The organism is Shimia sp. FJ5, from assembly GCF_032918335.1.
GTDB lineage: Bacteria > Pseudomonadota > Alphaproteobacteria > Rhodobacterales > Rhodobacteraceae > Shimia > Shimia aestuarii_A.
The window spans coordinates 350640-362334 of sequence record NZ_JAWJUV010000001.1 but is presented as its reverse complement, the minus strand read 5'-3'; the positions used below and the strand labels follow the sequence as shown (position 1 = coordinate 362334).

Below are 11695 nucleotides of genomic sequence, written 5' to 3'. Positions count from 1 at the left end.
TCAATGCAGGTTGGGTTGGGCGCCAACGCCCTTTTCGTCGATGACATAGCCGCGCGCGAACCGATCAAAGCGGTAGGCCTCGGCGGTTTCGTGCGGGCGGTCAGTGGCGAGGAGATGGGCAAAGGCATATCCCGAGGCCGGGGTTGCCTTGAACCCACCATAACACCAGCCGCCATTGAAATAGAGCCCGTCGATCTCGGTTCGGTCGATGATGGGAGATCCGTCCATCGACATATCCATGATGCCGCCCCAAGAGCGCAGGAGGCGCGCGCGCCCGATCATCGGCATCAGCGCCATGCCGCCCTCGACCACATCCTCGACAACCGGCAGGTTGCCGCGCTGAGCATAGGAATTGTAGCCGTCGATATCGCCACCAAAGACAAGCCCGCCTTTGTCGGACTGGCTCACGTAGAAATGGCCCGCGCCAAAGGTAATCACGCCGGGAATCGTCGGTTTGAGACCCTCGGAGACGAAAGCCTGTAGCACATGGCTCTCGATCGGCAGGCGCATGCCCGCCATCGCCATGACGCGGCTCGAATTGCCCGCGACTGCGACGCCGACTTTGCCCGCACCGATATAGCCGCGCGAGGTCTCGACGCCCTGCACCTTGCCGCCCTCGATGCGAAACCCCGTCACCTCACAATTCTGGATGATATCGACGCCTCGCATATCCGCACCGCGGGCATAGCCCCAGGCGACACCATCATGGCGCGCGGTGCCGGCGCGGGGTTGCATCAGGCCGCCTTTGATCGGGAACCGCGCATTGTCAAAGTTGAGGAAGGGCGCGATCTCGCGCACCTCGTCCTGCCCAAGAAGTCGCGCATCCGCCCCGGCCAGAAGCATCGCATTGCCGCGCCGTCGGTAGGCATCGCGCTGGCCATCGGTGTGGTAGAGGTTAATGATCCCGCGCTGCGAGACCATCGAGTTGAAATTCGTCTCCTGCTCAAGGTTCTCCCAGAGTTTCATGGAAAACTCGTAAAACGGCTCGTTGCCCGGCAAGAGATAGTTGGACCGGATGATCGTCGTGTTGCGCCCGATATTGCCCGACCCGAGCCAGCCCTTTTCGAGCACCGCAACCCGCGCCTGTTTGAAGGTCTTGGCGAGATAGAAGGCGGTGGCGAGACCATGCCCACCGCCGCCGACAATCACAATGTCATAGGCGGGTTTGGGATCGGGATTGCGCCATAGCATCCCCCAGCCCTTGTGCCCTGTCAGGGCCTCCTTGACGACCCGGAAACCGGAAAACCGCATCCATTCGCTCCTTTGTATCTAAAGACTTTTCTAGCGGGAGCATGGTCGCTATACTTATATTTACAGGACTTTTGATTTCTTTTTTGGGACAATTTTGACACCATGCCAATCCGACGTCTCGCCTTTGTTCTTGTGGACGGATTCGCCCTTCTTTCGACGGCGGCCGCGCTAGAGCCGTTGCGGGCTGCGAACCAGTTCTCGAAACAGCCGCGCTATGAGGTGACGCTTCTTTCGCTTGCGGGACATGTCGCGACATCCTCGCTCGGATCGCCCTTCGAGACCCAGCCCTTCGACGCAGTGCCGCTTGATTTCGACCTGATCTTCGTGGTCGCGGGTGGGGATCCGAAACGGCTCAACCATCCGGGGTTGATGGCGTGGTTGCGCCGCGCCGGTCATGCGGGGATCGCGCTTGGCGGGATTTCGGGTGGCTCGGTGATCCTTGCCAAGGCAGGTCTCCTCGGAGAGCATCGATTTACCGTCCATTGGCATCACTATGCGGATTTCGACGTCCTGCCCGGCACTTGGTTGCTCGAGCGGCGTCTCTTCGTGATTGACCGGGATCGCTATACCTGTGCCGGAGGATCGGCGCCGCTCGACATGATGCACGCGCTAATCGCGCGCGACCACGGCACGCCTTTTGCCCAGCGGATTTCGGATTGGTTCATCCAGACGGAAATCCGCGCCGCCGACGCGCCCCAAACCGCCCCCCTGTCACCGCGCTATGACGCCCTGCCCCGCGCGGTCACGGCGGCCATCGAGTTGATGCAGACCCATATCGCCGACCCGCTCGATCAGGATCAGATCGCTCGCCTTGCAGGCCTCTCGACGCGCCAACTTCAGCGCCAGTTTCGCGACAGCCTCGGCACCTCGATCATGCAAGAATACCGTCAAATCCGCCTTGAGACAGGCAAAGACCTGTTGTCGACAACGCATCTGCCGCTTGGCGATATCGCTGAGATGACCGGTTTTTCGAGCCAGGCGCACTTCTCGACCTGTTTTCAGGCCGCTTTTGGCGAAACGCCCTCACGCTGGCGCAAAAAAGCGGGCCCGGACATGTCCGGACCCGCCGTTTCCAAAGAAGGCTGAGCCTCAGATATCGAGCGTGTGCTGCTTTTCCCAATTCGAGAAATGCGACACGAAGGAATTCCATTCCTGGTGCTTCATCTTCACGTAGGAGGCCGAAAACCCTTCGCCAAGCATCGCCTTTAGCGCCTCATCCGCGTCATAAGCACGGATCGCATCAAGCATGTTGAGCGGGAGTCTCGGGGCGTCCGTCACGGTGTGCCCCTCGGCATACATATCGATATCATAGCGCGGCCCCGGATCAGCCTTGCTTCGGATACCCGAAAGCCCCGCCGCGATGATGACGGCCTGAAGCAGATAGGGGTTCACCGCCCCATCGGGCAGGCGCAGTTCAAACCGCCCCGGCCCCGGCACGCGGACCATATGGGTGCGGTTGTTGCCCGTCCATGTCACGGTATTGGGCGCCCAAGTCGCCCCCGACATGGTACGCGGCGCGTTGATCCGCTTGTAGGAGTTGACGGTCGGGTTGGTGATCGCTGCCAACGCCTCGGCATGTTTCATGATCCCACCAAGGAAGAAACCGCCCTGCTCTGATAGACCGACCTCACCGATCTGCCCGCCCGCATCGCCTGCAAAAGCGTTGGTCTTGCCGCTCGTATCCCAGACCGAGATATGCGCGTGACAGCCGTTGCCTGTCAGACCCTCGACGGGCTTGGGCATAAAGGTCGCGCGGAAGCCATGTTTCTCGGCCACGGATTTCACCATGAATTTGAAGAAGGAATGGCGGTCCGCCGTCATGAGCGCATCGTCGAATTCCCAGTTCATCTCGAACTGGCCGTTGGCGTCTTCGTGATCGTTCTGATACGGGCCCCATCCGAGGTCGAGCATGTAGTCGCAAATCTCGGCAACGACATCATAGCGGCGCATCACCGCCTGTTGATCGTAGCAAGGTTTCTCTGCCGTATCATAAGGATCGGAGATCTGATCGCCTTCCGGGGTCAGCAGGAAGAACTCCGCCTCGATCCCCGTCTTGACGCGAAGCCCCGCCTCGGCGGCCTCCTTCACGAGCTTCTTCAAGACCTGACGCGGCGCTTGTCCGACGGCCTCGCCTTCCATCACACAATCGGCGGGCACCCATGCGACCTCGGGCTTCCACGGAAGCTGGATGGCGGCGTCTGGGTCTGGCACGGCGAGCATATCGGGATGCGCCGGGGTCATGTCGAACCATGTCGCAAAGCCGGCAAAGCCCGCGCCGTCCTCTTCCATGTCGGCAATCGCCTGCGCGGGGACGAGCTTGGCCCGTTGTCCGCCGAAAAGGTCCGTGTAGGAGACCATGAAGTATTTCACGCCGGTTTTCTCGGCGAAGGCTGCAAGTTTGCTCATCTTCTATTCCCTTTCCCTGTGAAATGCGAAGAGCGGCCTTGGCCGCTCTCCGGTTCCTTCGTTGTTCAGAAACCCGCTTTGCCCGGGTACCAGTTGGTTCCAGCCAGCGGCACTTGCGCCATCGCAGCCGCTTCCATGGTCAGCGCGCAAAGGTCTTCGGGCTCAAGGTTGTGGACGTGGTTGTGGCCACAGGCCCGCGCGAGCGTCTGGCATTCGAGCGTCAGCACGTTGAGGTAGTTGCGCAGCTTGCGACCCGCGATCTCCGGGTCGAGCCGCGCCATAAGATCGGGGTCTTGTGTCGTGATCCCCGCCGGGTCGCGGCCTTCGTGCCAATCATCATAGGCGCCGGTCGTAGAGCCGAGCTTTTGGTATTCTGCTTCCCACTTGGGATCATTATCGCCAAGAGCGACGAGCGCCGCCGTCCCGATCGAGACCGCATCCGCCCCTAGGGCAAGTGCCTTAGCCACATCGGCGCCGGTGCGAATTCCGCCGGACACCACAAGCTGAACCTCGCGGTGCATGCCGAGATCCTGCAACGCCTGCACGGCAGGCCGGATACACGCAAGCGTCGGCTGGCCGACATGTTCGATAAAGACATCCTGTGTCGCCGCCGTGCCGCCTTGCATCCCGTCAAGGACGACCACGTCCGCCCCCGCTTTCACCGCCAGCGCGGTATCGTAGTAGGGGCGTGCGCCGCCAATCTTCACGTAGATCGGCTTTTCCCAGTTGGTGATCTCTCGCAGTTCGAGGATCTTGATCTCGAGGTCATCCGGCCCGGTCCAATCCGGGTGCCGACAGGCAGAACGTTGGTCGATCCCTTCGGGCAGATCGCGCATCCCCGCGACGCGCTCGGTGATCTTTTGGCCAAGCAACATGCCGCCCCCACCGGGCTTGGCACCCTGGCCCACCACGACCTCGATCGCATCGGCGCGACGCAGGTCATCGGGGTTCATGCCATAGCGGCTCGGCAGATATTGATAGACGAGCTTTTCGGAATGGCCGCGCTCTTCCTCGGTCATGCCGCCATCGCCGGTCGTCGTCGAAGTGCCCGCCATGGTCGCGCCGCGACCAAGCGCTTCCTTGGCCGGACCAGAGAGAGAGCCAAAGGACATGCCCGCGATGGTGATCGGAATTTTCAATTCAATCGGTTTCTTGGCAAAGCGCGTGCCAAGCGTCACTGCCGTCTCACATTTCTCGCGATACCCTTCGAGCGGGTAGCGGCTCATCGAGGCGCCGAGAAACAGAAGATCGTCAAAATGCGGTACGCGGCGTTTCGCGCCACCGCCGCGAATGTCGTAGATACCCGTCGCAGCGGCGCGACGAATTTCCGAGTTCACATCGTTGGAAAACGTCCAGCTTTGGCGCGGTTCGGTTTGGGGTGTCTTGTCCATGTCGCGCTCCTCAGTAGGCGTCTGCGTGATCGATGTTGAAATTGTAGAGCTTGCGGGCCGAGCCATAGCGTTTGAACTCTTCCGGCTTGGCGTCGGCGCCTGCCTTCTCAAGCAACTCTGACAGAAGCGCGATATGCTCCGGGCGCATCTCTTTTTCGATGCAATCTGCACCAAGGGATTTGACGTTGCCGCGCACGAAAAGCCGCGCTTCGTAAAGGGAATCCCCAAGCGCATCGCCTGCGTCGCCAAGCACGACAAGGTTGCCCTTCTGCGCCATGAAGGCGGACATGTGGCCGATGTTGCCATGCACCACGATGTCGATCCCCTTCATGGAGATGCCGCAGCGCGACGACGCATTGCCCTTGATATTGAGAAGCCCGCCGTGCCCCGTCGCACCTGCATATTGCGAGGCGTCGCCCTCGATGGTGACAACCCCGGACATCATATTCTCGGCCACGCCCGGCCCGGCCGAGCCTTCGACGGTCACTGTGGCGTCTTTGTTCATCCCGGCGCAATAATAGCCGGTCGATCCCTTCACGGTGACAGATAGCGGGCCGTCGAGGCCGCAGGCCACGGCGTGGCTGCCGCGCGGATTGGTGAGGGTGTAGGCCGCATTGGCCTTGTCCTTGGCCGCTGCTTGCAGAGTCGTGTTGACCGCGCGCAGATCCGTTTCGGCCATGTCGAGAATGGTGCTCATGTCTCAGCGCTCCCAGAAGTAAACAGTTGCAGGTTCAGGCTCCCAGACCTTCGCGGCCTCGATCCCTGGCAAGTCGGCAAAGGCGCGATATTCGCTGGCGAAAGCGACGTAGTCGTCTGTCTCGGCCATGACAGCGGGTTTGCAGGCGATGGGGTCACGCACGACGCCAAAGCCGTTCTTGGTCCCGGTGACGAAGGTGAAGAATCCGTCGAGATCGTCGATCGTACCTTCCAGCGCCTCGCCAAGGCTCGCGCCCTCGGCAATGCGCGACGAGATATAGGCCGCGCCCACTTCGGTATCGTTCTCCGAGCGAGTAAAGACACCTTTCTTGGCAAGCGTCCGGCGCATCTGGTTGTGGTTCGAAAGCGAGCCATTGTGCACGAGGCATTGGTCATCGGCTGTTGAGAACGGGTGCGCGCCCATCGTGGTCACGGCGGATTCTGTCGCCATGCGGGTGTGGCCAATGCCGTGGCTGCCGCCCATCTCGCGCAGGCCGAACCGCGCTGCGACATCCTTGGGCAGACCGACTTCCTTGTAGATTTCCATAGAGGCGCCCGAGCCCATGATCCGAAGCCCCATCCCCTCGAGGGCGGTGATGGCCGCTGCCTCTGATGCGTCTGGCACCGTCAGCACGGCGTGGGTGTCGAGCGTCTTGATCGCGACCGGCGCGTCGATTTCGGCAGAGAGCGCGGTGTCGAGTGCGTCAAACGCCGTCTCGGGCGTATCCGATTGCACGGTAATCTTGATGCTGCCCGCTGTCTCCTCACCATAGATCGCGATCCCGGCGCTATCCGGGCCACGATCCGTCATCGTGATGAGCATATCGGTCAGCATGTCGCCCAGTTGCGGGCGCAATTCATCCCGCTTCAGGAACAGGCCAACAATACCACACATGGGGTCCTCCATTCGGTTGTCCGCGGCAAAGCGCCGTGGGACTGTCCTAGCGGGAAATGAATTTTCCCCTCAAGAAACTATCTCTCTTTTGGGGAAATATTTGACCGCAGATCAGCGCCCGCCCAAATCATGGGCAGTTTTCTGGCGCATAGGTCTCGTGTGCTTGATTTTTGAGCGGTGAAAGAAATCAGAGCTGCTGGGGATAGGTGATGATCGACAAGAATCGCACCGGCAGATCGAGGATCACCTCCGGCCCATGCGGCGCATCCGCGTCGAACAGAAGCGTATCACCCGGCTCAAGGATGAAGATCTTGTCGCCATGGCGATAGCGCACCCGCCCTTCGAGGAAATAGAGCATCTCCATGCCCTCGTGCTGAAAGGTGGGGAAGCGGTCACTCTCGCTTGTCAGGGTGATGAGATAAGGCTCGACCACGACGCCCGAGTTATTCGCGCCAATATGGCCCAAGAGGCTATATTGGTGTCCCGCCCGCGTCCCCTCGCGCTCGGTCTCGACACCTTCGCCAGCTTTGACATGCATACAGCCGCGCTCTTCCTCATAGCCGGAAAAGAGCTGCACCACAGGGACTTTGAGCGCATCCGCCAATGTCGAAAGCGTATTGAGCGAGGGAGAAATCACGCCGTTCTCGATCTTCGACAGCATCCCCACCGAAAGCCCCGCCTGCGTTGCGAGATCAGAACCTGTCATCCGTTGCCGCTTGCGCAGCTCGCGCACCTGTCGACCGATTGCCACCTCGAGGTTCTTTTCGCGCACCTCCCGCAGGGCGTGCGGGTTCTGTTGCAGGGTCTTTCGTCCTTTGGGCAAAACGATCTTCTCCGGTCGGGGTGGCGCCTTTCGGGCGGCAGGGTGACAGCGTCGCCACCATATTCTTCCAAGGAAACTTAATTGACCACGGAAAAACGCGGGGCAGTTCTACCAATACGTCCGTTCTTCCGCATCCACGCGGGCCATTGCCTCATCACAGGCCGACAGGAAAGCCGATTCAGCATCCGCGAACCGGCGCGTCGGATTGGTCAGGAGATAGATATTCACCCGCGGCAAATCTTCGTAGGGGGGGAGCTGCCGCAGTCGGCCGATCTCCACGTCACGTTGCGCAACATGAAGCGGCAAGGCGCCGATACCCACATCCGCGAGGATCATGCGCCGCAGTTCATGCAGATCCGCCGACACTCCGCGCCAGCCGCTTGCGATCTTTGCCCGCGCCCGCAAATGCGCCACCGGTTCAAGTGGGCGGCCCTCCGTCTCTGTCTGGAAAGAAACAGACGCCTGTCCCTCGAGATCCGAAAGCGCGATCTCGTCTTTGTCAAAGAGCGGATTGTGCGGACCACAAAACAGACCGAAGTATTCGCGGTAAAGCACCGACGCCTTAAGACCGGCGGGGATCTTGTGCAGGAGGCAAATGCCATAGCTGATCCGGTTCTGCGCCACCCTGGCAACGATCTCTTCGCTTTCTGCCACAGTAAAAGAGAACGATACCTTGGGGTGCGCGGCGGCAAAATCATGCAGCACTTCATCGAAATGCGGCGAGATCACGTGACTTGCGATGGCGACCGACAAATGCCCGCGCAGTTCGGCCCCCCCGATCTCCATCAAAGACGGCAATTGCGAGATCGTTCCAAAGATCGAGGAGCACTCGGAATAAAGCACTTGCCCGGCGCGTGTCACCCTGAACTCATTGGGTTTTCTGATGATGAGCCTTTGGCCCACCGTGTCCTCGAGCCGCTTCAACGCAGAAGAAATGGTGGGTTGTTTCAGGCCAAGGAAATCCGCCGCGCGCGAGATGCCACGCTGTTCAATCACCACCATGAAGGTCCGTAGAAGATTCCAGTCCAACTGCCAGGGAAAGCGCTGCTCATAGGGCTTTATCATAGATTTCCTCAATTTTGAGAATTGCCATTATTTATTTGCGCAATGGTTTCGCCCATGCAAGCTTTTTCAATAAGGCGGGCAAAACCGCCATCTCGCAACTGGGCTCCGGCCCGTTCAACGCTGCCTTTAGACCCAACAGGAGACAGAAATGACAAAGCGCAGAACTTTCATGAAAGCCGCCGTCGCTGCCGGTGGACTCGCCCTCGCAGGCCTCATGACCGCCGCCCCCGTCGCCGCGGACGAACTTGAAACGCTCAAGGAAAAGGGTGTGGTGCGTATTGCCATGTCCGGCGCCTACCCTCCGTTCAACTTCGTCAATGACCAGAACGAAGTTGTCGGTTTCGACCCGGCCATCGGTGCGGAAATCATCAAGCGCATGGGCCTTGAGACCGAGATCGTCACCACCGCATGGGACGGTATCATCGGCGGCCTTCTGGCCAACAAGTATGACGCCATCGTCGGCTCGATGACCATCACCGCAGAGCGTGATGAGGTCGTCGATTTCGTTGGTCCCTACTACACCACCAAACGCGCCATCTTCACCAAGCCGGATTCCGGCATTACCTCGGTGAGCCAGCTTGGCGACGTCAAGGTCGGCGTGACCCTCGGTGAAACCCACGAGGAATGGGCCAAGGAACAGGGCTACACCGTGAAGACCTACAAGGGTCTGCCGGAACTGCTTCTCGAGCTTGAGAATGGTCGTGTCGACGTGATCGTCAACGACTCCATCGCGGCGATCCTCGCGATGACCGAAAAGGGCCAAGAATTCGCGATGATCGAAGATCTCGAGACCGATGCTTTCGGTGCCGGTATCGCAATCCGCGAAGGCAACCCGGAACTTGCGGCGGCCATGCAAGCGGCGCTCGACTCCATGATGGAAGACGGCACCTATACCATGATTGCTGAAAAATGGATCGGTGCGGACATCCGCTAAACCTATCCCCCGGGGTCGCCATCACAGAACGGCGACCCCGACACTCAAGACCCCCGAAAGACTCTCCATGACAACCGACTATGGCAAACTGACCTGGGAAGACGTGCGCGATGCGGACAAGGACCGCGTTGTGATCCTGAACGTCTCCGCAACCGAAGACCACGGCCCGCACATGCCGCTCGACACTGATACGGTGCTCGGTATGGCGGTTGCCAATGGCGTCGCCGAGGCTGCGCCCGATGAGGTCTTTGTGATGCCCCCGATTGCCTATGGTTTCAACGAACACCACAAGGATTTCCCCGGCGTGATCTGGATTCAGCCCGAGACGCTGATCGCCTTCGTGACCGACGTGACCAAATCGCTCGCGCATCATGGTTTCCGCCGAATTCTTCTGTTGAACTCGCACGGGTCCAACCACCCGATCCTCGACCTTTCCGCACGCAAGACGGTGATCGAGACCGGTATCATCTGTGTCTCCGCCTCGTATTGGAACCTCTGCGCCGACCGTATCAACGAGGTGCGCGCCTCGGAGGTGGGCGGCATTGCCCATGCGGGCGAATTCGAGGCGGCGATGTATATGCACTTGCATCCCGAACATGTCGATCTCGACAAGGCCACGAACCAGAACCTGCACGACCCGAAAACCAATTTCTTCAACCTCGATCTCGCCAAGGGTGGCGGCAAAGCCATGCTCATGCGCTGGTGGTCCTCGGTGTCGCCAGAAGGCACGATGGGCGATCCGACCGTGGCCACCGCAGAAAACGGCGAAGCCTTTCTCAAGGCCGCGATCGAAGAAACCACGGCACTGGTGCGCGAAATCCGCGCCTTGCCGATCCTTGAACGTACCGACCACCACTAGGAAGGCGGATAGATGGATATTGACCTGATGTTGCGGGTGTACCCGTATTTTCTAGAGGCCGCTTGGGTCACCATACAACTATCGGTCCTGACCATCCTGCTGGGTCTGGCCTGCGGTATACTCGGCGCTGCGGGACGATTGTCGCGCTTTGCGCTGTTCCGCTTCATCGCAGCGGCCTATGTGAGCTTCTTTCGCGGCACACCGGCCCTGATCCAGCTCTTCCTGCTGTATTTCGGTGGCCCGCAGGTCGGGATTCAGCTAGACGCCTTCGAGGCGGGCGTGATCGGTCTTGGCGTCAATATCGGCGCTTACATGACCGAAACCATGCGCGGCGCGATCATCTCGATCGACAAGGGCCAGATCGAAGCCTCCCGCACGCTTGGCCTGTCGCGGTTTGAGACCTTCCGAAAGGTGACACTGCCGCAGGCGATGCGCCTGATGGTCCGTCCCCTCGGGGTCAACATCAACGCCCAGATCAAGGGCACAGCCCTTGTCGCGGCAATCTCCGTTGTGGAACTGACCTACACTGCCCAGCGCTATATCGGGTCAACCTACAAGCCCTTCGAGATGTTCCTGATCGCCGGTATTCTTTACCTCATTATCATCACCGCGGTCGGCAAACTCGTTACTTTCATTGATCGCCGGGTGCGTCTGCCATGATCTGCGCGACACTCCTCCCCCCGTTCCTCCAATCGAAAGGTGCGTCCCATGGGTCTTGATTTCACAGTCGTCCCCTCATACGCCGACGCTCTCCTGCTTGGCGTATTGTGGACCATCGCGATCACTGTCGCGGCCGGTCTCCTGAGCTTCTTCGGCGGCATCCTGTTTGCGGTGATCGCGCTTTACGCGCCGCTCGTCATTCGCCTGCCGTTCCGCTTTGTCGCCTGGCTCTTCATGGGCACGCCGCTCCTGTTGCAACTGTTCCTGATCTATTTCGGGCTGGTGCAGATCGGGATCGACCTTCCTGCCTTCGTGGCCGGGGTGATCGGCTTGGGTCTGCACTTCGCGGTCTACAACTCCGAACTGATCCAGACCGCGATCATCGCCGTCGACAAGGGCCAGATGGAAGCCGCGCGTACCCTTGGCCTGTCGCGCAGGCAGGCGCTCATCAAGGTTGTGATCCCACAAGCCGTGCGCGATGTGATCCCGCCCATTGGCAACATGATGATCGCGCTCCTGAAGGACTCAGCGCTGGTCTCGGTGATCGGGGTCACGGAACTCACGCTCTCGGCTCAGCTCGCCATCGGGCGCACCTATCGTCCGTTTGAATTCTACGCCGCCGCCGCCGTGCTCTACTACATCATCAACCTTGGGATGGAAGCGGTGATCCGTCGGATCGAACGCCGCACCCAGCTCTCGCGCTGACCCAAAGAGG

At 60.2% G+C, this 11695-nt stretch carries 12 protein-coding genes; 5 read left to right on the top strand and 7 right to left on the bottom strand.

Annotated features, from left to right (window positions below; all coding sequences use genetic code 11):
• The gene (locus tag R1W01_RS01920) at positions 1-1251 is read right to left on the bottom strand and encodes a sarcosine oxidase subunit beta family protein (RefSeq protein ID WP_297757370.1); all 1251 of its coding nucleotides are present in this window, start codon (positions 1249-1251) and stop codon (positions 1-3) included.
• A gap of 102 nt (positions 1252-1353) precedes the next feature.
• Here R1W01_RS01920 and R1W01_RS01915 point away from each other — a divergent pair, with 102 nt between their 5' ends.
• A complete protein-coding gene (locus R1W01_RS01915; RefSeq protein WP_297757367.1) occupies positions 1354-2337 on the top strand; it encodes a GlxA family transcriptional regulator in 984 nt (327 codons plus the stop codon).
• 3 nt (positions 2338-2340) lie between these two features.
• On the opposite strand, the gene glnT is transcribed toward R1W01_RS01915, so the two are convergent.
• The 6 genes from glnT to R1W01_RS01885 form a co-directional block, all read right to left on the bottom strand.
• Positions 2341-3657 (bottom strand): type III glutamate--ammonia ligase, encoded by a 1317-nt coding sequence (gene glnT, locus R1W01_RS01910; RefSeq protein ID WP_297757363.1) that lies wholly within the window; start codon positions 3655-3657, stop codon positions 2341-2343.
• Positions 3658-3722: 65 nt separating this feature from the next.
• A complete protein-coding gene (locus tag R1W01_RS01905) occupies positions 3723-5048 on the bottom strand; it encodes an FMN-binding glutamate synthase family protein (protein ID WP_297757360.1) in 1326 nt (441 codons plus the stop codon).
• 10 nt (positions 5049-5058) lie between these two features.
• Positions 5059-5745, bottom strand: a complete 687-nt coding sequence (locus tag R1W01_RS01900; RefSeq protein WP_297757357.1) for a GXGXG domain-containing protein — start codon at positions 5743-5745, stop codon at positions 5059-5061.
• A gap of 3 nt (positions 5746-5748) precedes the next feature.
• Positions 5749-6639 carry a class II glutamine amidotransferase gene (locus tag R1W01_RS01895; protein WP_243614142.1) on the bottom strand — a complete coding sequence of 297 codons (891 nt, stop codon included), beginning with the start codon at positions 6637-6639 and terminating at the stop codon, positions 5749-5751.
• Positions 6640-6826: 187 nt separating this feature from the next.
• Entirely contained in the window at positions 6827-7462 is a 636-nt protein-coding gene (locus R1W01_RS01890; RefSeq protein ID WP_243614141.1) for a helix-turn-helix domain-containing protein, read from the bottom strand.
• A 108-nt stretch (positions 7463-7570) separates the two neighbouring features.
• Entirely contained in the window at positions 7571-8527 is a 957-nt protein-coding gene (locus tag R1W01_RS01885; RefSeq protein WP_297757353.1) for a LysR family transcriptional regulator, read from the bottom strand.
• Positions 8528-8675: 148 nt separating this feature from the next.
• Between R1W01_RS01885 and R1W01_RS01880 the strand changes: the two genes are divergently transcribed.
• The 4 genes from R1W01_RS01880 (at position 8676) to R1W01_RS01865 (ending at position 11685) form a co-directional block, all read left to right on the top strand.
• On the top strand, positions 8676-9461 hold the full coding sequence (locus R1W01_RS01880; RefSeq protein ID WP_243614139.1) for a transporter substrate-binding domain-containing protein: 786 nt from the start codon (positions 8676-8678) through the stop codon (positions 9459-9461).
• Between the two features lie 67 nt (positions 9462-9528).
• Complete coding sequence (locus R1W01_RS01875) at positions 9529-10320, top strand: creatininase family protein (RefSeq protein WP_243614138.1); 792 nt, start codon at positions 9529-9531, stop codon at positions 10318-10320.
• A gap of 12 nt (positions 10321-10332) precedes the next feature.
• Entirely contained in the window at positions 10333-10980 is a 648-nt protein-coding gene (locus tag R1W01_RS01870) for an amino acid ABC transporter permease (RefSeq protein WP_243614137.1), read from the top strand.
• 48 nt (positions 10981-11028) lie between these two features.
• Positions 11029-11685 (top strand): amino acid ABC transporter permease, encoded by a 657-nt coding sequence (locus R1W01_RS01865; RefSeq protein ID WP_243614136.1) that lies wholly within the window; start codon positions 11029-11031, stop codon positions 11683-11685.
• Positions 11686-11695: the final 10 nt, after the last annotated feature.